This is a genomic window from Streptomyces sp. JB150 (assembly GCF_011193355.1).
Lineage (GTDB): Bacteria > Actinomycetota > Actinomycetes > Streptomycetales > Streptomycetaceae > Streptomyces.
The window spans coordinates 4810953-4833291 of the sequence record NZ_CP049780.1 but is presented as its reverse complement, the minus strand read 5'-3'; the positions used below and the strand labels follow the sequence as shown (position 1 = coordinate 4833291).

Sequence of the window (22339 nt, the reverse complement as noted above, 5' to 3'; positions counted from 1 at the left end):
GTCCTCCCCGTGCCAACTTGTCGTCGTCCTGTGCCCCCGTGGCGTTCGCTCCGGTCGTGTCGTGGTCCTCCGCCGCCGATCCCGCTTCCGGTGATGCCGGGGGCGCCGGCCGCCGGGGATGGCGAGGCGGAGGCCGCCGCCGGGAGGTCGGGCAGCCGATAGACATCCGCGGGCCCGGGGTCGCCGGGATTTGAGTTCGTCGACCCGCTGCCGGAACTTCGTGAACGACGACAGCTCCGTGGCAAGGTCCTGAACCGTGTCCCTCGCCGCGTCGAACACGCCGGACAGCCGGAAGGAGCCCGTCGCGCCCGTCGACGCGCTCCCCGAACCGCGACATCGCTCGGCAGCACTGGTGCCTCCCCGTTTTCCCGTCCGGCCTCCAGACCGGACGAGACCGCACCCGTCACTTTACTGATCGGCCGTGACTGACCGTTCGGGGCAGGCACCACAGAGTAGGCATTCAGCCATCGCGCTTGGTTTCTGAGCCAACCATCAGGGCGAACTACGCATCGCACGCCGGCGTTTGCCTACGGTCGTCGTCGCTTCTGTCCATCGGCACCACTGGCCCCTCCGGTGACCGCTTCGGACAGGGAGCCGACTCCGAGGCCGATGAGTCCGGCGACTGAGAGGAGCGTCGGTCTCAGCTCTCCCCCCGCGGGAACGACACCTCCACCCGTCGGTTCTTCTTGCGGCCCTCTTCTGTGGTGTTGGAGGCGATCGGGTAGTCCTCGCCGTAGCCGCGGACCTCGAAGGTGACGCCGGGGTCGTTGAGTTCGGCGGACAGGATTTCGTGGACGGCGTTGGCTCGTTGCTTGGAGAGGATGTCGCCGTGGGCTGAGGAGCCGAGGTTGTCGGTGAAGCCGAAGACGCGGATGCGGGTCGCGTTCTGGGCCTTGATCTCCTCGGCGATCGACCGGATGCGGGCCTTGGACTCCGCGCCGAGCTTGGCGCTGTCCCTGGGGAACAGCACCTCCGCCTGGAGGGCGAACTTCACGTCCGCGTTGGTGTCCTCCCGGCGTTCCTCGCCGCTCTCGTCCTCCACGACCTGCTTGATGTCCAGCACCTTCGGCTCGGCCAGCGTGGCGCCTTCGGGGAGTTTGAGGTCCGGGTCGTTGGCGTCGAGTTCCACCGGGGCGGCGGCGGTGGCCTCGGTGCCGGGCGGGACGCTGGGGTTGTCGTCGGCGTGGGCGGTGGTGGCGGTGAGGAGGAGGACGGTGGTCGCGAGGGTCAGGGGGAGGCGTCGGGTTCGGGTCATCGGTGGCCTCACCCGGCGAGGGAGATGGTGGCGCTGGCGAACGTGGGAAGTTGGAAGGTGACTTCGGTGGTGTCGGACGGTGGGGCGGGGAACTGCATGAAGACCGCGACGCTCTCGCCGGACCTGATCGTCGACAGGCCCGTGGTCGTCAGCGGGCGACCGTCCGTGTCGCGCAGGACGTAGTAGCGCTTCTTGCCCCGGGAGTCCACGAGGGTGGCGCCACCGAGGGACCTGCCGTTTCTGATGATCTCCGTCTCGTTGCCGCTCAGCGAGGCGGGGATGGCGACGCTCTTCGCCCCGTCGTTCTTCAGGTTCGCGTTGACGGTGACGAAGCCGCCGGAGTCCCGTTCCGCGGAGGTGATCTGCAGCAGCAGGCCGTTCGAGCCCTTCAGCTCGGCCAGTGGCGACTCCGCCTGCCCTTCCTGGGCGCTCGGCTGGGACCCACCGGTCCGTGAGGCGGATGCCGAGTTCTCCGGTTTCTTGTCTTCGCCGTCGCCGCCGCCGCATCCGGCCATGCCGAGGGCCAGACCGGCCACCACGGACAACGCGGCCATCCCCCTGCGGGCCTTCGCTGTGAACCGAACGCTCATGCCTCTGCTTCCTTCGCCTACTCGTCGTTCGCGTGTCAGTCGGCCAGGTGGACGTCGAAGAGGTCCTCCGGGTCCGGTAGCTCGGCCGGGTCGTCGTCCGGGGACAGGTCCCAGTCCACTGCCCCGCAGCTGAGCGAGGGCAGTTCGATGTCGCCCGCGCCCTCGGCCGGCGGGGCGACGTCGCAGCGAGGCTCGATGACCGCCTTGGCCGATGCCTTCGCGTACGTGCTCTCCGTGCCGGGGACGATGGAGTCACCCACGGGTTCGTCCGCTTCGACATCGACCCTGTAGTCGAGCGGCCCCGTCCTCTCGCACCCGACTACCTGGGCGTCGTTCTGTGCGGCGAGCTGCTGGGCTCGCCAGCATCCGTCGGCCACCTGGACGTGGCCGTCGAAGATGTCCTGCCATGCGTCCGGGTCCTTCAGGCTGTCCAGCCACTCCCCCGCCAGCTGATCCCGGACTTCCAGGGCCGCAGCCAGCGCCGCCGCGTCAGCCGCGGTCTGGGCCTCGTTCCTCGCCGCCCCGGCCTGGCCGACCGCGAGGTAGGCGAGTGCGAGAAAGAGCAGGCCCGCCACCACCGTGATGTAGATGGGGAAGGCCTGCCCCGAGTCTCCGCCGTATTTCCTGGACCGCGTCAGCCGCCGGTGACTTCGGCGATCTTGGTCGTGATCGCATCGAAGATCGTCTGCCCGATGTCCGTCCCCGTGATGGCCAGCACGATCGCCACCACCACCGCGATGATGCCCAGGTACTCGACCGCGGTCTGGCCCTTGTCGTCGTTCCACTTGTGCATGGGGGTTCCCTCCGGAAGGCGCGCTGTCGGTGGCGGGAGGGTAGGGCGGGGCGGGGGTGGGGGTCGAGGGTCCGGGGGCCCAAAGGCGGGCCCAAGGGGGTGGGGTCATCGGGGGCCTCCCGGGGTGCCGGGGGCCGTGCCCAGCCACTTGGCGGTGGCTTCGGCGCGGGTGGTGCTGTGGAGCTTGGCGAAGATGCGGTTGATGTGGTTCTTGACCGTCTTCTCGCTGATGAAGCAGGCGGCGGCGATCTGCTGGTTGTTCATGCCGGACGCGATGAGGTCCATGATCTCCGCCTCCCTTGCGCTGAGTGGGTACCGCGACTGTGCCACAGTCCGTTGCAGTTGCGAAAGCGGTTCCGGGGAAAATGGCTCTATCGGAGGGCGCGTTGGGGTGTCCGGAGTGTTTGCATCCGCAGGCAGCGGCGCGGGCGAGCCTTGCCGGAGCTGCGCCAGGAGTGCGCCTGCCGCCGTGGCGGTGAAGTGCGCCCTGCCCTCCTTGATGTCCCGTACGGCCGTCACCAGCTGGTCCGCGGTGAACTCGCCGTGGACCAGGTAGCCGCCCGCGCCGCGGCGCAGGGCCTCGTGGACGATGTCCGACTCGCGGCTGTAGGTCAGCATCATGACGGGGGCGAGCCGGACGAGGTGCGGGAGTGCCGCCAGGCCGTCCACGCCGGGCATGCGGACGTCGAGGAGGATCACGTCGGGGTGGTGGGTGCGCGCCGCCTCGTACGCCTCGCGGCCGTCGGCCGCCTCCGCCACGACCGTGATGTCGGGGCGGCCGGTGAGGAGGGCGGTCAGGCCCGCGCGGACGACCGGGTTGTCGTCGGCGACCACCACCCGCAGGGGCGGTGGCGGCGGGGGCTCCCGGAAGGGGGACGGCGTCTCGTCGTCGTTCATGCTGCGTCACCTGGGTCGGGGTCGTCGGGGGCCGTGGGGACCGTCAGCGCCGTCAGCGCCGTCAGGGGGAGCTCCAGGCGGACTTCCGTGCCCCGCGGGTGGGCGCCGCGGCCGATGCCGATGCGGGCCCCCACGGACGCCGCCCGCTCCACCATGCCCAGGAGGCCGAAGTGGCCCGTCTCGCGCAGGCGGTCGAGCGTGGCGTCGTGGGGGAGGCCGCGGCCGTCGTCGTACACGGCCAGGAGCAGGTGCTCATCCGCCACGCCCGCCGTCACCCGCACCGAGGCGGGGGACGCGTGCCGGTGGGCGTTCTCCAGGGCCTCGTCGGTGATGGTGAGGAGCTGGCGGCCCACCGCGGGCGGGACGGGGGGCAGGGGGCGGTCCCCGTCCGTCGGTTCGTACGTCGCCGGGATGCCGGTGCGGGCGGTGAAGTCGCGCGTACGGGACCTTAGTTCCGCCTCCAGGTCCAGCGCACTCGCCGGGCCGCCGGGCTCGCGGCGCAGGTCCGTGAGGAGTTCGCGGGACTCGGTCGCCGCTCTGCGGGCCGCGCGGGCCACCAGGTCGGCCTGCCGGCGCAGTACCGCCGCGTCGGGGGCCGGCGCGTTCGCCGAGACCGCCAGGCCCTCCGCGGCCAGCGCCACGCCGTGCAGCGTCTTGGCCACCGAGTCGTGCAGTTCGCGGGCCAGCCGCGCACGTTCCTCCGCCACCGCCTCCGTCGCCGCGAGGCGGGCCTGTACGGCCGTCAGGGCCCGCGTCGCCTCGCCGAAGCGCAGCATGAGGTTGCGCAACAGCGAACCGGCCGCCCCCGTGATCACACACAGGCCGGGGACCAGCAGGGCCTCCGCCGGGGTACGGTCCCCGGTCCGGGCCAGGGTCGCCTGCACCAGGAGCAGGATCAGCGACTGCAGCGAGGCGAAACAGGCGGCGCCGCGCCAGCTGTAGGCCAGGCCGGCGAGGAGGGGCGTGCAGACGCTGACGTACGCCAGCGTGGTGTCCGGGCCCGCCGAGACCAGCAGCAGTGAGCCGAACAGGGTGTCCGCCGCGAGCAGGGTGGGGTGGCGCAGGAGCAGCGGGCCGAAGCGTTCCCAGTCCCGGAAGAGGGCGTACGACCCCATGAAGGTGACCACGACCGCCGCGCCCACCAGGTTCTGGCCCAGGCCGGGCGAGGCGTTCAGGAGGGCTGCGGGGGCCGCCAGAGCGATCATGGCCAGGCGGAAGCCGAAGACCTGGCGGCACAGCGCCTGGAGGGCGTTGACCTGGAGGGAGAGGGTGGGGGCGGCTGAACCCTCGGCGGGGGGCGAGGGTGCGGTGGGGGCAGGGGGGTGGGTGAGGGACGGGGGGTGCGCCGGGGGGTGGGTGAGGGCCGAAGGGTGCGCTGAGGGCTGCGCGGGGGCCAACGGGGCTTTCAGCAAGGCCCGCCGCACCCGGCCGCCCCACCCCGCCGGGCCACCTCGCCCCGCCGGGCCGCCCCGCCCCGCCGGGCCGCCCCGTCCCGTCCACGTCGACATCGTCGCCACCGCTCACTCACCCGTGATCGTGCCGAAGTCCGTCCCGGATCCCAGCAGCAGGCCCGCGCCCAGCAGCAGCATCGTCGCCGGGACCATGAACGTGGTGATCATCATGGTGGCCTTGGGGACGGCGCGGGCCGCCTTGCGGCGGGCGTTCTGGGCGTCGGTGCGCCGCATGTCCTTGGCGAGGGCGACGAGCGTGTCGACGATCGGGGCGCCCAGTTCCTCGCCCTGCTGGAGCGCGGTCACGAACATGGCGACCTGTTCGGAGTCGTTGCGCCGGCGCAGTTCCGCGAAGGCCTGGCGGCGGCTCATGCCGAGGTCCATCTGGCGGAGGGTGATGCGGATCTCGTCCGCCCAGGGGCCCTCGTAGCGCGACGCCACGCGGTCCAGGGCCTGGCGGAAGCCGAGGCCCGCGCTGACCACGACGGCGAGGACGTCGAGGAAGTCCGGCAGGGTGCGCTCGATGACGTCCCGCCGGACCCGGATCGCCGACCAGATCCCGACCTCGGTCCAGAACGCGCCGAAGGCGAGCAGGAGCACGGTCATGAGGACGTTGCCCTGGAGCAGGAAGACCAGTCCGCCCACGGCGCCCAGCGCGCCGTAGACGGCACGGCGGGCGGCGTAGCGGTCGATGGTCAGGCCGCCCGGGTTGCCCGCGAGGTCGATCTTGCGGCGGTACTTCGCGACCTGCCGGGGGCCCATGAGGCGCAGGACGGCGGGCGCGTAGCGCATGCCGAGGCGGTCGACGAGCGAGTCGACCGCGCCGGTGCGGGTGGCGCCGACCTCCAGGGCGAGCGCCAGGTCGGTGGGCAGTTTGGCGTCCGCGCGGTACATGCGGATGCCGGCGAAGACGCCCCAGACGGCCACGCCCATCAGCAGAGCCAGCAGTAATGCCATGATTCGGACCCCCTTTCCTCTCCTGCGGTTCCTTGACTTCCGGGAACTCCCCGAAGTCCGTGCAGTCTGCGGATCACCCGGTCCATGAGTGTCCTTTGGCGCCGTCAGACGTCGATCCGGGACATCCGGCGGATCAGGACGAAACCGACCGCGTAGAGCGCGAACGCGATGATCACGCAGGCCTGGCCGACCGGTGAGCCGGTCATCCGGTCCAGGGCGCCGTCCTTCACGCCGTTCATCAGGAAGAGGGAGCCGATGCCCATGACCGGGACGGCGTACGAGGTCATGTTCACCTGGGAGAGCTGGGTGCGGATCTCCCGCCGGGTCTCCTTGCGCTCCTCCAGCGTCTCGGTCAGGTTGCGCAGCGCGCCGACGAGCTGGCCGCCCGCGCGGTTGGCGAGCACCAGCGTCGTCACGAGGACCCCGAGTTCGCGGGACGGGAGCCGTTCGGCGAGTTCGCCGAGCGCGTCGTCCATGGACGCGCCGACCGCCAGCTGGTTCGCCACCTTGGCCAGTTCCTCGCCCGCCGGGGCCTCCAGCTCCTCCGCCGCCATGCCGATGGCCGTACGCAGCGCGAGCCCGGCGTGGGTGGCGTTGGCGAGGATGCGGGCCAGTTCGGGAAGCTGGTTGATGAACCGCTCGATGCGCTTCTGGCGCTGCCAGTTGAGGAACTGAGTCGCCGCCCAGACGCCGGTCAGGCCCGCGATGGGGCCGAAGAACGGCGCGAGGGTGGCCTGGCCGATCAGCCACAGGCCCGCGACGGTGGCGAGCATCGCGGCGAAGAACTCGCCGGGTGTGACGTCCAGGCCGGTCGCCGCGAGCCGCAGTTCCAGGCGCCGGCCGAACGCCGTACGGCGCAGGCGGCGGTCGAGGGTGCGGAAGCGGCGCCGGCGGCCGGTGGACGGGACCTGGCCGGCTGCCGTGAGGCGGTCGACCAGGGCCTGGCGCTGGGCCCGGCCCGAGGCGTAGGCGTGGACGCCGGCGACCGCGAGGACGCAGGTCAGCAGGGCGACGCCGGTCGTCAGGGCAACGAGGGTATTCAGTTCCATGTCCTCAGTTCCACGTCCGGGTGGCGAGCTGGTCCTCGGTGTGGGCGACGCCGAAGGCCTGCGGGACGGGCTGGCTCGCCATGTACAGGCGGTCGGCGGTGCGGCGGGGCAACGGGAAGTACCGGAACGCGCCGTGGACCCGGCCGTCGGGCGTCATCGGCCGGGCGTCGAAGCGGGCGACGGTGGCCAGGCGGTACGGCTCCCCGCCGTGGCTGTCGAGGACGGCGATCTCGGTGACGCGGCGCGCGCCGTCGGCGAAGCGGGTGAGCTGGACGACGACGTCGACGGCGCTGTTGATCTGGTCGTGGAGCGCCACGAAGGGCACCTCGACGTCCGACATGGAGGCGAGGGTCTGCAGCCGCATCAGGGCGTCCTCGGCGCTGTTGGCGTGGACGGTCGCCAGCGATCCGTCGTGGCCGGTGGACATGGCCTGGAGCATGTCCAGGGACTCCCCGCCGCGCACCTCGCCGACGACGATCCGGTCGGGGCGCATCCGCAGCGAGTTGCGGACCAGGTCGCGGATGGTGACCTGGCCCTTGCCCTCGACGTTCGGCGGGCGCGACTCCAGGCGGATGACGTGCTGCTGCTGGAGCTGGAGTTCGGCGGAGTCCTCGATGGTGATGATCCGCTCGGTCTCGGGGATGAGGCCGGAGAGGGCGTTGAGCAGGGTCGTCTTCCCGGTGCCGGTGGCGCCCGAGACGATGATGTTGAACCGGGCCTGCACCAGGCCCGCCAGCAGGTAGAGCATGTGCTCGTCGAGGGAGCCGAAGCCGATCAGCTCGTGGAGGGTGAAGGAGCGCGGGAAGCGGCGGATGGTGAGGGTCGGGCCGGTCAGGGAGAGCGGGGGGATGATGACGTTGACGCGTTCGCCGGAGGGCAGGCGGGCGTCGACCATGGGGTTGGACTCGTCGACCCGCCGGTTCACGGTGGACACGATCCGCTCGATCGTCTGCATCAGCTGGTCGTTCGAGGCGAAACGCAGCGGGAGTTGTTCCACCCGGCCGCCGCGTTCGACGAAAATCGCGTCGGGGCCGTTGACCATGATCTCGGTGATCGAGGCGTCTTCGAGGAGGGGTTCGAGGATGCCGAGGCCGAGGGCCTCGTCGACCACCCGGCGGATCAGCTGCGACCGCTCCACCGTGGACAGTACGGGGCCCTCGCGGCTGATGATGTGCCCGAGCACCCGCTCCAGGCGCGCCCGGCGCTCGGCGGCGGCCAGCGCGCTCATCTCGGCGAGGTCGATCTCCTCCAGCAGCTTGGCGCGGTAGGAGGCGACGAGGTGGCCGTCCTCGCCCCGGCTGCCGTGTTCCTCGGGCGAGTTGATGCGTGCGCGCAGGCTCATGGTCGGTGCTCCCGGTTCCCGCGTCAGTCTTCGTCGGTGGTCGAGTCGAGCGGCATGGTGGCGGACTTCCGGGCGGGGTCGAAGTCCCAGCCGAAGACGACGGAGGGGATCTCGACGGTGGCGGTGACGGTCACCTCGTCGGCTCCCCGTGCCTCCCCGCACGCGGTGCCGTCGGCCAGCCAGCCGCTGACCGCCTGCGCGCAGCCGTCCTGGGCGCTCAGGTCGAGGGAGGCGGCCCGCGCGCCGGCCCTGGCCGCCGTGCCGGCCTGCTGGGCGGCGTACGCGATCAGCCCGAGCTGGACGCCGGCCAGGGCGACGAGGACGAGGACCGGGATGAACCCGAGGTATTCGAGGGCGACCTGGCCGCGATCGCGTGGCTTCCCGTCGTACGGCATGTCAGTCCCGTTCCTCCTCGACGGCGCCCGCCTGGCCGCGTACCTCGAAGGGGAAGCCGACCGCGCCGGGGAAGAGGACCGGCACCCTCAGCGTCACGTGGGCCGTGACATAGCCCGCGCCCGCGCACTCCACGCTCGCGCCCCCCTCCCAGGCTCCCGGCAGCTTGTCCCGGCCCGCCGTCTCGCAGACGCCCTGGCGTTCGCCCGGCGCCGCCGCCGTGGCGGCCCGTACCGCCTCGTCGGCAGCGTTACCCGCGAGCACGTAGGTGTATCCCAGGAGCACGAACTGCCACAGCAGGACCAGCGTGATGAGGATCAGCGGGGTCATCCCGAGGAACTCGATCGTGACCTGGCCGCTGTCCCGCTCGCGCATCCGCTCACGTATCCGTCCGCGCATCCGTTCGCGTGTCCGAGCGCGCCGCATGCTCATCCCCCCGAGTCCCTGCGCCTGCGGAAGCTCACCGATCCCCGGTCGCCGCGCGGCCGTCCGCCCGCCCGGCGGTCCGCCGCCGGTTTCACCAGGCCGAGTTCGCCCGCGAGGGCCCACAGGGCCTGTTTGACCGTGCCGCGGTTGTCCAGTTCGTGCAGGCGGCCCGCGTCGACGGCGGCCTGGAGTTCCTTGAAGTGGGCGGGGACGGTGGTGGCCGCCACCGCCGTACCGGTGATCTTGCGGATGAGAGCCGGCTGGATCTCCGTCGCGCGCGTGTGGCGGTTGACGACGACGGTGGTCTCCTCGGCCTTGCGGATCTGCAGCCGGTCCCACATGCGCACCACGCGTTTGGCGCCGCGGACGGCGACCACGTCCGGGGTGGTGACCAGCAGCGCGGTGTCGGCCATCTCGACGGCGGCGGCGCCGGCGCCGGTGAGCTGGGCGCCGCAGTCGATGACGACCGTCTCGTAGCGGGAGCGCAGGGCGCTGACGACCTGGCGGGCGGCGCGGTCGGTGACCTCCTCGCCGCGTTCGCCCTCGCCGGGGGCGAGCAGCAGGGCGAGGCCGGTGTCGTGGCGGAAGACGGCGTCGGCGAGGACGCGCGGCGAGATGTCGGTGATGGCGGCGAGGTCGACGACCGAGCGGCGGAACTGGACGTCGAGGTAGGAGGCGATGTCGCCGGTCTGGAGGTCCAGGTCGACGAGGGCGGTGGCGCGGCCGGAGGCCTGGGCGGCAAGGGCCAGCTGGATGGCGGTGACCGTGGTGCCGACGCCGCCCTTGGCGCCGCTGACGGTGACGACGGTGCCGCCGGCGCCGGTGAACACGTCCCCGCCGTGCCCGAGATGGCGGCGGACGCCGACCGACCACTGCGAGACCGCCTGCACCCGGCTGGCGAGTTCCTCGTAGCCGAGCGGGAGGGTGACCAGGCCGCGGGCGCCGGAGTCCATGGCGGCCTGGAAGAGGCCGGGGCTCGCGTCGGAGGTGACGAGGATGACGCCGACCGCGGGGAAGCGCAGGGCGACCTCGCGGATCAGTTCGAGGGCGGGGACGGGGCCGATCCGCTCGTGCACGACCACGACCTCGGGGAGTTCGTCGACGGAGTCGGCGGCGAGCCGGGCGAGGGTGTCGACGAGCTGGGTGGAGTCCGTCACCGGGGCCACCGGCTCGGCGTCCGGGAGCTGGCTGAGCAGGGTGGTGACGGAGCGGGCCGCGTCCGCGTCGCCGACCGCCGGCAGGATCCTCGTGGGCATGCGGGTCTCACTTGTCCTTCGCGAGTTCGTACGTCCGGTCCTTCTCGGGGACCGTGGAGTCACCGCCGGGCGCGACCAGGGCGAGCCGGACCCGCTCGGCGAAGGACTCGGCGTAGGTGAGGCGCTGGGCGTCGAGGGCGGACAGGGCGAAGGTGATGGGCACGGCGTCGGTGGGCTCGCGGCCGCGGTCGTCCTCGTCCGGTCGCAGGGCGGTCAGCTCACCGACGTCGAGGACCCGGGCGTCGGTGACGATGATCTTCGACTGGTCCGGGTCGCCTTCCCGCTCGCCCTCGAAGGTGGCGTAGACGTTGACCCGGGCGCCCGCGGTGATCTTCCCGGCGACGCCGGTCGCCGCGTCGATCATGATGGCGACCTCCTGCTCGCCGGGGCGCAGGGCGGGTCGCGCGACGATCATGTCGGTCTGGAGCAGGGAGCCCTTCTGGAGGGTGGTGACGGCGATCTTGCCGCGGATCTCCGACAGGTCGCGGACCGCGTTGGGCGACAGCCAGCGCTCGGGCATCGCGATCTTCTCGAACTGCCCGGCGGTCAGCGGGGTGTACGGCTCGATCCTCTGCCGGAGCCGGTAGGCGGTGACCTCGGGGCCGACCTTGGACTTCGCGTCGTTGACGACGGACAGGACGCCCGCGAACGCGCCGAGGGCGCACAGGACGGACAGGAGCAGCAGTATCACGCCGCGGCGCTGACGGGAGTTCATGAAGCGGGCAACCTCATCGGGGGGTGGCGGTCGGGGCTTCTCGGGCGCTGTGCCCTATCCGGCGGTGAGCCGGTGGTGCTGGGCGGGCGGGGGCGGCGCGGTGGCGGAGCAGAAGACACAGCGGTCGCCGATGACGTCGATGCCGCACCAGTGGCAGACGCCCTGCCGGACCGAGCCGACCAGCTGGTAGAGGACGGACAGGTCGGGCAGGTAGGAGCAGAACTCGACCAGCTTCCCGGTCCCCCACCAGACGGCGGACTCCGCGGGCAGCGGTGTCTCGCGCATCCCCTGCACCTGCCAGGCCGGAGCGAGGGTGGAGGTGACCCAGTCGGATGGGAGCTGGCCCTTGGCGGTGAGCATCCAGGTGGCGAACTCGGGTCCGGTGAGGGCGGCCTCCGGCCCATCCGGCTGACCGGGCGCGCCCTGCCGGCCGGCGCCCGTCTGCCGGCCGGCGCCCGTCTGCCGGCCGGCGCCCCCGATGTGTCGGCCGGTGCCGCTGGGCCCGCCGGTGCCGCTCTGCCGGCCCGTGCCGTTCTGCCGGCCGTGGCCGCCCGGTCCGCCGAGCCGGACGAGCTGCGGCTGCGGGTGCGCGACGACGGCGAACTGACTGCCCGGCAGCCAGGACTTGGCGTGCGCCTTGAGGTCGACGGGGACGCGGTCGAGGCGGGCGACCGAGCCGAGCAGGGCGCCGGCGTGGACGTAGTGGGTGAGCAGCCGGCCCGCGGAGGCGAGGACGCCGGGGCCGAGGTCGCAGGAGGCGAGCTGGCGCAGCTGCCGGGCGAGGACGGCGACGCCGAGCGGCGGCAGATCCGGTCTGAACAGGGCGATCCGGTCGCTCTCCAGCAGGGAGCGGACGGTGTACAGCCTGCGTTCGACGGCGGCGGGGACGGCGGAGGAGTAGACGACGACGAGATGACCGTGGGTCTCCAGCAGGCCGGTGACCTCGGTGAGGACCTGCTCCAGCGGGCGCCGGTCCAGGTCGCCGAGGACGACGGCGGGCAGGGTCCGCTGGTCCTGCGGTGGCAGCGCCAGGTCGGCGCTGGTCACGGCAATGGCAGTTGGCACGCGCAGCTCCCCGTCTCACGCCGGTCGGTCCGCCGGCGTTACTCCGGCACACCGAGGTGACTTCATTGCGTGACTACCTCAGCACTGTATCCACGGCTCTGTGACCGGAGAACAGCGTTTGGGTAGCTCGGAAACAACTGCCTTCGCGCAAGTCGCGTCAAACCGGGGCAGGCTGTGCACGCGCCGGCGTGGAGCGTCCCCCTTCGGGTGACCCGGCCGGCCCGCCGCGCTGACGCCCGTCTTGATCCGCCCCTCTTGACAACCCAATTGGTCTGGACCAACTTTGAGCCCAGCGGTGGCCACCGTCGTCCCGAACGACCCCCACTCCCCACCGGAGGCCCCAGTGGACCTCGTACGCAGACGCGGCAGGCGGTCATCCCGCATCGGCCCCGCGCATTCCCCGCGCGACGACCGCGGTATCCGCCGCACCAGCCGTAGCCGCGGCATCCGCCGTGACCGCGGCATCCGCCTCTGGTCCGGCGCCGTCACCGCCGCCCTCGGCCTCGCCCTGCCGTTCTCCCTCCTGACGGCCACCGAGGCGTCCGCGGCCGACGTCAACAACGTCAGGAACGCCGGATTCGAGTCGGGCCTGGCCGACTGGACCTGCTCGGCCGGCAGCGGTACGGCCGTCTCCTCCCCCGTGCACGGCGGCGCGGCCGCGCTGAAGGCCACGCCCGCCGGACAGGACAACGCCCGCTGTACGCAGACGGTGGCCGTGAAGCCCAACTCGACGTACACGCTGAGCGCGTGGGTCCAGGGCGGCTACGCCTACCTGGGCGCGACCGGCACCGGCACGACGGACGTCTCGACCTGGACCCCCGACTCCACGACGTGGAAGGAACTGAGGACGACGTTCACGACCGGGGCCTCGACCACCTCGGTGACGGTGTACACCCACGGCTGGTACGGCCAGGCCGCGTACTACGCGGACGACATCTCCGTCCACGGCCCCGACGGCGGCGGAGGCGGCGACCCGGCCCCGACGATCCCGGGCGCCCCCGGCGGCCTCCGGGTCTCCGGCACGACCTCCTCGTCCGTCTCCCTCACCTGGAACACGGTGTCGGGCGCGACCGGCTACACCGTCTACCGCAACGGCACCAAGGCCACGGCGGTGACCGGCACGTCGGCGACGGTGACCGGCCTCGCCGCCGCCACGTCGTACTCCTTCCAGGTCACGGCGACGAACGCGGCGGGCGAGTCGCCGAAGTCGACCACGGTGACGGCGACCACGGCGCCCTCCGGCGGCGGGAACGGACCCGCGCTCCCGAAGCACGTGGTGACCGGCTACTGGCAGAACTTCAACAACGGCGCGGCCGTGCAGAAGCTGTCGGACGTCCCGTCCCAGTACGACATCATCGCGGTGGCCTTCGCGGACGCGACCGGCACTCCGGGCGCCGTCACCTTCACCCTGGACTCGGCCGGCCTCGGCGGCTACACCGTGGACCAGTTCAAGGCCGACATCCGGGCCAAGCAGGCGGCCGGCAAGAAGGTCATCATCTCGGTGGGCGGCGAGCGCGGCACGGTCACGGTCAACGACGCGGCGTCCGCGACGAACTTCGCCAACTCGGTGTACGCGCTGATGCGGGAGTACGGCTTCGACGGCGTCGACATCGACCTGGAGAACGGCCTCAACGCGACGTACATGACGCAGGCGCTGCGGGCGCTGTCCGCGAAGGCGGGCCCGTCGATGATCCTCACGATGGCGCCGCAGACCATCGACATGCAGTCGACGTCGAACTCCTACTTCCAGACCGCGCTGAACGTGAAGGACATCCTCACGGTCGTCAACATGCAGTACTACAACAGCGGTTCCATGCTGGGCTGCGACGGCAAGGTCTACAGCCAGGGCACGGTCGACTTCCTCACCGCCCTGGCCTGCATCCAGCTGGAGGGCGGCCTGGCCCCGTCCCAGGTGGGCCTCGGCCTCCCCGCCTCGACCCGGGCGGCGGGCGGCGGCTACGTCTCCCCGTCGGTCGTCAACAGCGCCCTGGACTGCCTCACGAAGGGCACGAACTGCGGTTCCTTCAAGCCGTCACGGACCTACCCCGACCTGCGGGGCGCGATGACCTGGTCCACCAACTGGGACGCCACGGCGGGCAACGCCTGGTCCAACGCGGTCGGCCCCCACGTGCACGCGCTGCCGTAGCCATTCCACCGACGACGACCGCGTGGGCCGTTTGCTCTCCGTGAACGGCCCATGCGATCTTTGTGAACACGAGTACGGGGGGACACAACCGAAGACCTGGTCGACATCGCCGACAACCCGGCCACCCCTCCATGAGAGCCGGCAGTACGACCTCCCCTGAGTCTCGTGTGAAACATTTCCCTGCCCCACCGCATCGAAGCAGTGAGAGCACCACACCAGAGGCGGGGACGGCGGAGGGGGCAGAGCCGGGTGGACGAGTACGCGGAGTTCGCGGGGGCGCGGGCCGGACATCTGTACCGGTCCGCCTGTCTGCTGACCGCCGGGGACACGCATCAGGCCGAGGACCTGGTGCAGGAGACCCTGGGGCGGCTGTACGTCAGCTGGCACCGGGTCAGCCGGGCCGGGAACCCCGCCGCGTACGCGCAGACCGTGCTCACGCGGACCTTTCTCGCGCAGAAGCGGCGGCGCAGCAGTACCGAGCGGGCGACCGACGTGCTGCCCGAGCGGGCCGATACCGGTGCGGGTGACGCTCCGCTGCGGCTGACCCTGCTGGAGGCGCTGGCCCGGCTGCCCGTCAAGGACCGCGCCGTCGTCGTGCTGCGCTACTGGGAGGACCGCAGCGTCCAGGAGACCGCCGACGTGCTGCACGTCAGCAACGCCTCCGTACGCACCCGGTGCGTGCGCGCTCTCGCACGGCTGCGGGAACTGCTCGGCGAGGACCTGGCCGAGTACGCCGCGACCTGAGCCCCACGCCCGACGGACACCTCGCTCACCCCACGACTCGCAGAAACGGTGGTTCGCCATGCCCGTGGAACCCACGCAGGACCCCTTCGAGAGCCGGCTCGGCGCCGCCCTGCGCGAGACCGGTGACAGCTTCGACACCGACCGCCCCGCCCTGGTCTCCGCGGGCCAGGCGCGCGGACGCCGTATGAGGGTGCGCCGCCGGGCCGCGGTGTTCGGCGGGACGGCGAGCCTCGCGCTCGTGGGCGTGGGCGTGGGCGCCACGCTGCTCCTGCCGGGGAGCGGGAGCGGCGGTGCGGGTGGACAGGCTTCCGTCGGCCGGGAGGGCAACGCGTCCGCCTCCGCCACGGCGAGCACCACCGCGGGCGGAGCCGTGACCGGGGAGAAGATGATCGCCACGCTGAAGTCGCTGCTCCCCGAGGGGAAGGTCAGCGACACGGCCGGGCAGGGCACGCATGAGGGACCACCGCCGTACGTGCGGGCCGTGTTCGACGACGGCCGGGGCCCCGGCGCCGTCACCGTCACCGTGGACCGGCTGGAGCCGGGCAGCGGGACAGCCCGTCAGTTGACCACATGCCCGGACAAGCTCCTGGTCCCGTACGACGCCTGCCGGACCAGCCGCCTCCCCGACGGCTCCATGCTGCTGATCCTCCAGGGGTACGAGTATCCGGACCGGCGCGTGGACACCAAGCGCTGGCACGCGGAGCTGGTCACCCCCGAAGGCCGGCACGTCAGCGTGGCCGAGTGGAACGCGGCGGCGGAGAAGGACGCGCCGGTCACCCGGCCGGAACCGCCGCTTGGCCCGTTGCAGTTGGAGGAGATCGCCACGGCGCCCGAGTGGCGTGCCGTCGCGGACTCCATCCCCAAGAGCCCCGAGGGGCCGAAGGGCGCGCAGAAGCCGACGTCCGCGGCCACCAGCGCGCCCCCGGCCGCGGACGGCGCGGACATCCGCGACACGCTCGTCCGGCTGCTGCCGAAGGACGTGGAGGTCGTGTCGCAGGGCGGCCAGGAGACCGAGTACGCGTACGTCGTCGTGGACGACGGCGAGGGCCGAAGCCTCGTGCAGATCAACGTGCAGCCGGACATGCGGGACGTCGCCGACCAGTTGTACGGCGCGGACGCCGAGACCCTGGCCGACGGCACCAAGGTCACCGTCCGGCAGGGACCCGGTGAGAAGGGCGGCGAGGGGGTCGTCATGTGGACGGTCGACACCATGCGACCCGACGGCCGCCGGGTCGTGATCAGCGCCTTCAACTCCGGCGCCCAACACGCGGCCGCGACCCGCGAGACTCCCGCTCTCACTATCGGGGAACTGCGGGAGATCGCTCTCGACCCGACGTGGCGCACGCTGTCCTGAGGCCCACTCCGCGGCGGCCGGTTATTCTCATGGGCCTCACCACCTTCCCCGGGACCGCCGACGATGACCACGCAGCCGCCGCAAGGCTTCGGGCCGCCCCCGCAGGGGTTCGGTCCGCCCCCGCAGGGGTTCGGTCCGCCTCCTCAGGGGTTCGGTCCACCCCCGGCGTGCCACGCCCCGCCGCCGCCTCAAGCGGTCCCGCCGGAGCCGGAGTTCATGGCGGTGGACCGACGCAACTCGGTCGTCGTCGACGCCGCGGGCGTGGCCTTCGAGGTCAACGGCGTTTCGGCGGAGTTCCCCTGGCAGGAGATCCGTAGCGTCCACTACCGGCCCGGCCCCTCCGGCAGGCACCTCATGATGGGCGTCGTCCACCTGGACGGAGTGTTCTACGAGTGCGTGGTCGAGGCGAGGCCCAGCGGGAGGATGCAGGAGTGGTTCGCCCGGTTGCCGGCGGTGCTCGGGTACTACCGCCCGATGGGCTGACCTAGAAGAACTCCGACCACGGCTGGTCCCAGATCTGTTTCACGCACAGGATCAGGAACAGCAGGCCGGCCAGGGTGAGCATGCCGTTGCTGAGCCAGCTGTTGCGCCATTCGCGGGGGGTGCGGGAGGAGTTGAGGAGCCACAGGAGGGTGCCGGCCAGGAAGGGGAGGAAGGCCGCGCCGAGGACGCCGTAGAGGATGATGAGGCGGAAGGGCTGGCCCTGGAAGAGCAGGACGACCGGGGGGAAGGTCAGCCACAACAGGTACGCGCGGAAGGGCCAGGAGCGTTCGCGGGTGCCGGAGGCCACCGCCTCGGCCTTGGCGGCGTCGTCCTTGCGGTAACGGGCGACGAAGTCGGCGAACATCAGGCTCACGCCGTGCCAGACGCCGATCAGGGACGTGAAGGACGTGGCGAAGAAGCCGATGAGGAAGAACTTCGCCGTCGCCGTGCCGTACTTCTCGTCAAGGATGTCGCCGAGCTGGATCAGGCCCTTGTCGCCGCTCGCGATGGCCACGTTCGCGGAGTGGAGCAGTTCCGCGCCGACGAAGAGCATGGCGACCACGAAGACGCCCGTGGTCGCGTAGGCGACGCGGTTGTCCAGCCGCATGACCTTCATCCAGCCCGTGTCGGTCCAGCCCTTGGCGTTGACCCAGTAGCCGTAGGCCGCGAGGGTGATCGTGCCGCCCACGCCGCCGATCAGGCCGAGGGTGTTGAGGATGGAGTCCTGCTCGTCGGGCAGCACGGGGAGCAGGCCGGCGAAGGCCTCTCCCAGGTTCGGGGTGACCCTGATGGCCAGGTAGACCGTCACGACGAACATGACGCCGACCAGGACCGTCATGACCTTCTCGAACACCGCGTACTTGTTGAACCAGACGAAGACCAGCCCGACCAGGCCGCAGGCCACCGCCCACCACTTCAGGTCCATCACGCCGGGGAACAGCGCCTGGAGCGGCAGCGCACTGGACGACATGGCCGCCGCGCCGTAGACGAAGCCCCAGATCACCAGGTAGACGGCGAAGAAGTACGTGGTCCAGCGGCCCAGGCTGGCCCAGCCGTCGAAGAGGGTGCGGCCGGTGGAGAGGTGCCAGCGGCCCGCCGCCTCGGCCAGTGAGATCTTCACCAGGCAGCCGACGACCGCGGCCCACAGGAGCGTGTAGCCGAAGTTGCTGCCGGCGATGAGCGTCGCGACCAGGTCGCCGGCGCCCACGCCCGTCGCGGCCACGACGATCCCGGGGCCGATGTACTTCCAACTGGATTTGCGAGTTGGGGAGTCAGTGCCGCCGACCTGTGGTTCCGTGGTGTTTCCCGTGGTGTCCGCCATGCTGGCCAAGTAAGCCGATCAACGGCCGCGCGGCAAGAGGGCGGGCGGGATCTCCACAGAACGAGTGGTCCTGGCGTACGCCGTGCTACGGCCGGCGCCGTCCGCAGCCGTCGCAGGCGCAGGTGCCGAGCTCGAACCACACGGTCTTGCCCTGCCCGTCCTGGTGGCAGCCCCAGCGGCGGGCGAGCGCGTCCACCAGGAACATCCCGCGGCCGCTCTCGGAGGTGCCCGCCTGGAGCACCTGCGGCACCCGGCGGCCGGCGTCCGTGACCTCGCAGCGCAGCACGCCGTGGGCGGCGGACAGGGTCAGCCGGAAGCGGCTCGCGGCGTGCACGACGGCGTTGGTGGCCAGCTCGCTGACGAGGAGTTCGGCGGTGGCCACCAGGTCCTCCAGGTCGTCGCGCTCGGCGAGCCCCCAGCCCTCCAGCTGCCGGCGGACCTCCGCGCGGGCCTGGCCGACCGCGGAGGGGCGGGGGTCGTATTCGGTGCTCGCGTGGCCCGCGCCCATAGGGGGCTGCGGGTACGCGCCGTACTGGGGGTGAGGGGCCGGGAGGAGACGCCCGGAGGGTGGCGGCATGGGTTCAGGTTGTCCCGGGGACCGGTCCGCCACACGGGGAGGACTACCCGATTCCATACCTGCGTGGCGGCACGGTACCCGGTGCGCCCCTACGCGTACTGGAGGCGGACCGAGGCCCCGTCGGCGTCGTGGCGGATGTCGACGTACGCGCAGACCTGGCGGGCGAACCACAGGCCCTGGCCGGGCCGTACCTCGGCGGTGGGCGGGGGGACGAAGCCCGCGAGCGGGTCGTCGAGGCGGCGGGTGGTGCGCAGTTCGCACACGCAGGACGGCGCCTCGCCCCACAGCAGTACGCGGGTGACCGGGTCCACGGCGGCCTCCGCGACCGCCGTCGCGAACAGGTCGGCCGCGGCGGCGGCCAGGCCCCGGTCGACCGCCCAGGCGCGGACGGCGTGCGGGTCCGGCGTGGTCAGCCGGTGCGCGTCGCGGGGCGCGGGCGGCAGGGGTACGGCGTCCAGTTCGGCGGCGACCAGCAGCGGGTCGGCGTACACCTCGGTGTCGGGGTGGGCGCGGCGGGCGGCGGCGATGACGGCGGGGCCCGCGGTGCGGGTGTCGTAGACGCACATGGCGGTGGTGGCGTACGGGGCGAACAGGACGTTGGCCAGGGCCTCGTAGCGGATCCACTCGGCGGACTCGCGGGCGGAGCGGCCGGCGCGTCCCGCCCAGTCCGGTTCCATGAGGAGGTGGATACGGCCGCCGGGGCCGGCGTGGGCGGCGAGGTGGGCGGCGGCGCGCGCGATGGCGTTGGCGGCGGAGCCGGTGTACCAGTCGGTGTGCGGGACGGTGACGACGCGCCGCCCGTCCTCGGGGCCGAGCGCGGCGCGCAGCAGGTCCAGCTTGGCGGGGGCGGTGATGGCGACCGGCGGGGGCTCGTCGGGGGCGGCGAGGCCCTCGGCGAGGAAGGGCAGGGCGAGGGCCAGGAACTCGTCGTCGGTGCTGTGGACGGCGATGCGGTGGTCGAAGGCGCCGGACGGGGCCGGCGGGGTGGCTGGCCGGGTGGTGGTCATGGGTCTCCCAAAGGGGGGTGGGTCGGACACGGGTGCCGGGACGGCGGCTCGGAAGGCGGCTTCAGCGCTGGGCCGTCACCCAGGCGGCGATCTGGCTGCGGTTGCTGAAGCCGAGCTTGCTGAGGATGCGTTCGACATGGCCTTCGGCGGTGCGGCGGGCGATCACCAGGCGGTCGGCGATCTGCTGGTTGGCGAGTCCCTCGGCGACGAGTTCGGCGACCTCGGTCTCGCGGCGGGTGAGGCGGACGCCCTGCGGGGGGCGTTCGGGTTCGGCCGGCTCGGGCGGCCGGTGCTCCTCCAGGGCGTAGCCGACCAGGTCGGTGAGGGCGAGGGCGGCGCCCCGCCGGTAGGCGCGCTCGTACTCCTGGGCGCCGGCCCCCTCGCGGGCGCGCTCCTCGGTGGTGCGGCGGCTGGTCTGCAGGCAGGCGGCGCCCCAGCGGTCGCGGTCGACGTCGGCCCACACCCGGTCGGCGCCGCCGAGCAGCACGGCCGCGCGTTCGGGGGTACCGCCGTGGGCGGCGATCTGGGCGAGCAGGTCGAGGGTGAGGCCCATGCCGACGATGTCGTGGACGGCGAGTTTGCGGCGCAGTGCCTCGCGGGCGTGGCGTTCGGCGCGCGGCCAGTCCCGTTTGACGGTGTGGGCGAGGGCCAGCATGCGCAGCACGTACGACAGCACCCATTCCTCGCCGTGCGCCTCGCACAGCCTGCGGGTCTCCTCGCAGACCGCGATGGCCTCGTCGGCCTCGCCGAGGAAGTTGAGGGCGCAGGCGAGTTCGACCCGGTCGAGGCCGACCATGCTGAGGTGCCGGCCGGGGACGGGGCCGCGGGCGACGCCGGCCCGGAAGTGGTCGAGGGCGCCGTGCAGGTCGCCGCTGAACAGCCGGATGACGCCGATGACGTACTCGGCGTGCGCGGCTTCGGCCTCGTCGCCGAGGCGGCGGGCGAGGGCGGCGGCCTCCTCGGCGCGGCGGCGGCCGCGGGTGAGGTCTTCGGGGCAGCCGGCGAGGAGGCCGGAGATCCACAGGGCGCGGGCGCGTTCGCGGGTGGGTCCGGGGTGGGCGTCGAGGGCGCGGTCGAGCCAGTACCGGCCTTCGCGGGGGGCGCCGCAGGCGTGCCAGTAGAACCAGAGGGTGCCGGCCAGGCGGAGGCCGGCGAGGGCTTCGCCGGGGGCGGTGAGGCTGTAGTCGAGGGCGGCGCGCAGGTTGTCCTGGTCGGCGCGGAGCCGGGCGACGGTCTCGCGCTGGCCGGGCCCGAACCAGGCGCGTTCGCAGGCGGCGGCCCGTTCCTGCATCCAGTCGCGCTGGCGGCGGCGGGCGGCGTCCTCCTCGCCGGGCAGTGCGCGCAGCTTCTCCAGGCCGTGGTGGCGCAGGGTGTCGAGGAGGCGGTAGCGGACGCCGTCGGGGCCGGGTTCGCGGCTGAGCACGCTCTTGTCGACGAGTCCGGCGACGGCTTCGAGGACGTCGCAGGCCCGCACCCGCTCGCCGTCCGCGCAGACGGCCTCCGCGGTCTCCAGGTCGAAGCCGCCGGCCAGGACGGCGGCGCGGGCCCACACCAGTCGTTCCCGCTCGGTGCACAGGTCGTGGCTCCAGTCGACGGCGGCGCGCAGGGTCTGGTGGCGGGGCAGGACGGCGGGGCTGCCCGCGCTGAGCAGGCGGTAGCGGTCGTCGAGGCGGGCCAGGAGCTGTTCGACGCTGAGGACGCGCATGCGGACGGCGGCGAGTTCGATGGCGAGGGGCAGCCCGTCGAGGCGGTGGCACAGGCGGGCGACGGCGGCCCGGTTGGCGGGGGTGAGGCGGAAGCCGGGGTCGACGGCGGCGGCGCGGTCGGCGAAGAGGGTGAGGGCGGGGCTCGCGTCGGCGGCGGAGAGGTCGCCGTCGGGGTCGGGGACGGGCAGTGGCCGTACGTCCATGAGGTGTTCCTCGGTGAGGCCGAGGCGATGCCGGCTGGTGGCGAGGATCCGGACGCCGGTGGTGCGGCGCAGCAGGGCGGCGGCGAGTTCGGCGCAGGCGGCGAGCAGGTGTTCGCAGTTGTCGACGACGAGCAGCAGCCGCCGGTCGCGGACCTGTTCGACCAGGGCGTCGAGCGGGGGCTGGGCGGAGTGGTCGTGCAGGCCGAGGGCGTCGGCGGCGGCGAGCGGGACGAGGGCGGGGTCGTGCAGGCCGGAGAGGTGGACGAAGCGCACGCCGTCGGGGAAGGCGCGGGCGACGCGGGCCGCGATCCGGGCGGCGAGGCGGGTCTTGCCGACGCCGCCGGGTCCGGTCAGGGTGACGAGCCGGGCGCGGGCGAGCAGGTCGCGGCCCTCGGCCTGTTCGTCGCGCCGGTCGACGAAGCTGGTCGTCTCGACGGGCGGCCGGCCGTCCCGTCCCGGCGCTGATCCGCCCATGATCAGCCAGTCCTCTGCGGTGTGAGCGGGGAGCCGGGTGTCCCGTGTCTCCCGGTGCACGGACCTTCACTCTTCCCCGGTCGGCACATATATGCACGCATCGGTCACACCCGCGGGTGCACTTTGCCGGGGCGG

General features: G+C 72.6%; 22 protein-coding genes. 4 read left to right on the top strand and 18 right to left on the bottom strand.

The annotated features are described in order from the left end of the window. Positions 1-640 precede the first annotated feature (640 nt). The 14 genes from G7Z13_RS22525 to G7Z13_RS33800 form a co-directional block, all read right to left on the bottom strand. Complete coding sequence (locus G7Z13_RS22525; protein WP_166002043.1) at positions 641-1255, bottom strand: OmpA family protein; 615 nt, start codon at positions 1253-1255, stop codon at positions 641-643. An 8-nt stretch (positions 1256-1263) separates the two neighbouring features. Then, complete coding sequence (locus tag G7Z13_RS22520; protein ID WP_166002042.1) at positions 1264-1845, bottom strand: hypothetical protein; 582 nt, start codon at positions 1843-1845, stop codon at positions 1264-1266. 35 nt (positions 1846-1880) lie between these two features. Then, entirely contained in the window at positions 1881-2423 is a 543-nt protein-coding gene (locus G7Z13_RS22515; RefSeq protein WP_240926319.1) for a pilus assembly protein TadG-related protein, read from the bottom strand. A 56-nt stretch (positions 2424-2479) separates the two neighbouring features. Further along, on the bottom strand, positions 2480-2638 hold the full coding sequence (locus tag G7Z13_RS22510; RefSeq protein WP_166002041.1) for a hypothetical protein: 159 nt from the start codon (positions 2636-2638) through the stop codon (positions 2480-2482). Positions 2639-2743: 105 nt separating this feature from the next. Continuing rightward, entirely contained in the window at positions 2744-3535 is a 792-nt protein-coding gene (locus G7Z13_RS22505; protein ID WP_166002040.1) for a response regulator transcription factor, read from the bottom strand. Beyond that, positions 3532-4932, bottom strand: a complete 1401-nt coding sequence (locus G7Z13_RS22500; RefSeq protein ID WP_240926526.1) for a histidine kinase — start codon at positions 4930-4932, stop codon at positions 3532-3534. The genes G7Z13_RS22505 and G7Z13_RS22500 overlap by 4 nt, the downstream gene beginning before the upstream one ends. Positions 4933-5055: 123 nt before the next feature. Next, positions 5056-5943, bottom strand: a complete 888-nt coding sequence (locus tag G7Z13_RS22495; protein ID WP_166002038.1) for a DUF5936 domain-containing protein — start codon at positions 5941-5943, stop codon at positions 5056-5058. Positions 5944-6047: 104 nt separating this feature from the next. Next, positions 6048-6992 carry a type II secretion system F family protein gene (locus tag G7Z13_RS22490; RefSeq protein ID WP_166002037.1) on the bottom strand — a complete coding sequence of 315 codons (945 nt, stop codon included), beginning with the start codon at positions 6990-6992 and terminating at the stop codon, positions 6048-6050. A gap of 4 nt (positions 6993-6996) precedes the next feature. Then, on the bottom strand, positions 6997-8334 hold the full coding sequence (locus G7Z13_RS22485) for a CpaF family protein (RefSeq protein ID WP_166002036.1): 1338 nt from the start codon (positions 8332-8334) through the stop codon (positions 6997-6999). A 23-nt stretch (positions 8335-8357) separates the two neighbouring features. Then, entirely contained in the window at positions 8358-8729 is a 372-nt protein-coding gene (locus tag G7Z13_RS22480; protein ID WP_166002035.1) for a TadE/TadG family type IV pilus assembly protein, read from the bottom strand. Position 8730: 1 nt separating this feature from the next. Continuing rightward, complete coding sequence (locus G7Z13_RS22475; RefSeq protein ID WP_166002034.1) at positions 8731-9126, bottom strand: TadE/TadG family type IV pilus assembly protein; 396 nt, start codon at positions 9124-9126, stop codon at positions 8731-8733. Positions 9127-9155: 29 nt separating this feature from the next. Further along, complete coding sequence (locus G7Z13_RS22470; protein WP_166002033.1) at positions 9156-10409, bottom strand: AAA family ATPase; 1254 nt, start codon at positions 10407-10409, stop codon at positions 9156-9158. Between the two features lie 7 nt (positions 10410-10416). Next, a complete protein-coding gene (cpaB, locus tag G7Z13_RS22465) occupies positions 10417-11124 on the bottom strand; it encodes a Flp pilus assembly protein CpaB (protein WP_166002032.1) in 708 nt (235 codons plus the stop codon). A 54-nt stretch (positions 11125-11178) separates the two neighbouring features. Beyond that, positions 11179-12189 carry a hypothetical protein gene (locus G7Z13_RS33800; protein WP_240926317.1) on the bottom strand — a complete coding sequence of 337 codons (1011 nt, stop codon included), beginning with the start codon at positions 12187-12189 and terminating at the stop codon, positions 11179-11181. Between the two features lie 463 nt (positions 12190-12652). Between G7Z13_RS33800 and G7Z13_RS22450 the strand changes: the two genes are divergently transcribed. From G7Z13_RS22450 to G7Z13_RS33795, 4 genes are all read left to right on the top strand, one after another. Beyond that, positions 12653-14335: a glycoside hydrolase family 18 protein gene (locus G7Z13_RS22450; RefSeq protein ID WP_240926525.1), complete on the top strand. Its 1683-nt coding sequence runs from the start codon at positions 12653-12655 to the stop codon at positions 14333-14335. Positions 14336-14584: 249 nt separating this feature from the next. Continuing rightward, on the top strand, positions 14585-15079 hold the full coding sequence (locus G7Z13_RS22445; protein WP_166002031.1) for a SigE family RNA polymerase sigma factor: 495 nt from the start codon (positions 14585-14587) through the stop codon (positions 15077-15079). Positions 15080-15137: 58 nt separating this feature from the next. Further along, positions 15138-16433: a hypothetical protein gene (locus tag G7Z13_RS22440; RefSeq protein WP_166002030.1), complete on the top strand. Its 1296-nt coding sequence runs from the start codon at positions 15138-15140 to the stop codon at positions 16431-16433. 216 nt (positions 16434-16649) lie between these two features. Continuing rightward, positions 16650-16916, top strand: coding sequence for a hypothetical protein (locus tag G7Z13_RS33795; protein WP_240926316.1), 267 nt, complete (start codon positions 16650-16652; stop codon positions 16914-16916). Between the two features lies 1 nt (position 16917). Here the strand turns inward: G7Z13_RS33795 and G7Z13_RS22430 are convergent, their stop codons facing one another. The 4 genes from G7Z13_RS22430 to G7Z13_RS22415 all read right to left on the bottom strand — a co-directional run bounded on the left by G7Z13_RS22430 (position 16918) and on the right by G7Z13_RS22415 (position 22204). Beyond that, positions 16918-18237: an Nramp family divalent metal transporter gene (locus G7Z13_RS22430; RefSeq protein ID WP_166002028.1), complete on the bottom strand. Its 1320-nt coding sequence runs from the start codon at positions 18235-18237 to the stop codon at positions 16918-16920. Between the two features lie 85 nt (positions 18238-18322). Beyond that, positions 18323-18745, bottom strand: a complete 423-nt coding sequence (locus tag G7Z13_RS22425; protein ID WP_166005207.1) for an ATP-binding protein — start codon at positions 18743-18745, stop codon at positions 18323-18325. 158 nt (positions 18746-18903) lie between these two features. Further along, positions 18904-19821, bottom strand: coding sequence for an MEDS domain-containing protein (locus tag G7Z13_RS22420; RefSeq protein WP_166002026.1), 918 nt, complete (start codon positions 19819-19821; stop codon positions 18904-18906). A 61-nt stretch (positions 19822-19882) separates the two neighbouring features. After that, on the bottom strand, positions 19883-22204 hold the full coding sequence (locus G7Z13_RS22415) for a LuxR C-terminal-related transcriptional regulator (protein WP_166002024.1): 2322 nt from the start codon (positions 22202-22204) through the stop codon (positions 19883-19885). Positions 22205-22339 lie beyond the last annotated feature (135 nt).

What these genes read in the sequence shown, in the direction of transcription:
- G7Z13_RS22525 (WP_166002043.1), bottom strand. Translation starts at nt 1,255, where the DNA reads ATGACCCGAACCCGACGCCTCCCCCTGACCCTCGCGACCACCGTCCTC.
- G7Z13_RS22520 (WP_166002042.1), bottom strand. Translation starts at nt 1,845, where the DNA reads ATGAGCGTTCGGTTCACAGCGAAGGCCCGCAGGGGGATGGCCGCGTTG.
- G7Z13_RS22510 (WP_166002041.1), bottom strand. Translation starts at nt 2,638, where the DNA reads ATGCACAAGTGGAACGACGACAAGGGCCAGACCGCGGTCGAGTACCTG.
- G7Z13_RS22505 (WP_166002040.1), bottom strand. Translation starts at nt 3,535, where the DNA reads ATGAACGACGACGAGACGCCGTCCCCCTTCCGGGAGCCCCCGCCGCCA.
- G7Z13_RS22495 (WP_166002038.1), bottom strand. Translation starts at nt 5,943, where the DNA reads ATGGCATTACTGCTGGCTCTGCTGATGGGCGTGGCCGTCTGGGGCGTC.
- G7Z13_RS22490 (WP_166002037.1), bottom strand. Translation starts at nt 6,992, where the DNA reads ATGGAACTGAATACCCTCGTTGCCCTGACGACCGGCGTCGCCCTGCTG.
- G7Z13_RS22485 (WP_166002036.1), bottom strand. Translation starts at nt 8,334, where the DNA reads ATGAGCCTGCGCGCACGCATCAACTCGCCCGAGGAACACGGCAGCCGG.
- G7Z13_RS22480 (WP_166002035.1), bottom strand. Translation starts at nt 8,729, where the DNA reads ATGCCGTACGACGGGAAGCCACGCGATCGCGGCCAGGTCGCCCTCGAA.
- G7Z13_RS22475 (WP_166002034.1), bottom strand. Translation starts at nt 9,126, where the DNA reads ATGCGCGGACGGATACGTGAGCGGATGCGCGAGCGGGACAGCGGCCAG.
- G7Z13_RS22470 (WP_166002033.1), bottom strand. Translation starts at nt 10,409, where the DNA reads ATGCCCACGAGGATCCTGCCGGCGGTCGGCGACGCGGACGCGGCCCGC.
- cpaB (WP_166002032.1), bottom strand. Translation starts at nt 11,124, where the DNA reads ATGAACTCCCGTCAGCGCCGCGGCGTGATACTGCTGCTCCTGTCCGTC.
- G7Z13_RS22440 (WP_166002030.1), top strand. Translation starts at nt 15,138, where the DNA reads ATGCCCGTGGAACCCACGCAGGACCCCTTCGAGAGCCGGCTCGGCGCC.
- G7Z13_RS33795 (WP_240926316.1), top strand. Translation starts at nt 16,650, where the DNA reads ATGGCGGTGGACCGACGCAACTCGGTCGTCGTCGACGCCGCGGGCGTG.
- G7Z13_RS22430 (WP_166002028.1), bottom strand. Translation starts at nt 18,237, where the DNA reads ATGGCGGACACCACGGGAAACACCACGGAACCACAGGTCGGCGGCACT.
- G7Z13_RS22425 (WP_166005207.1), bottom strand. Translation starts at nt 18,745, where the DNA reads ATGGGCGCGGGCCACGCGAGCACCGAATACGACCCCCGCCCCTCCGCG.
- G7Z13_RS22420 (WP_166002026.1), bottom strand. Translation starts at nt 19,821, where the DNA reads ATGACCACCACCCGGCCAGCCACCCCGCCGGCCCCGTCCGGCGCCTTC.
- G7Z13_RS22415 (WP_166002024.1), bottom strand. Translation starts at nt 22,204, where the DNA reads ATGGGCGGATCAGCGCCGGGACGGGACGGCCGGCCGCCCGTCGAGACG.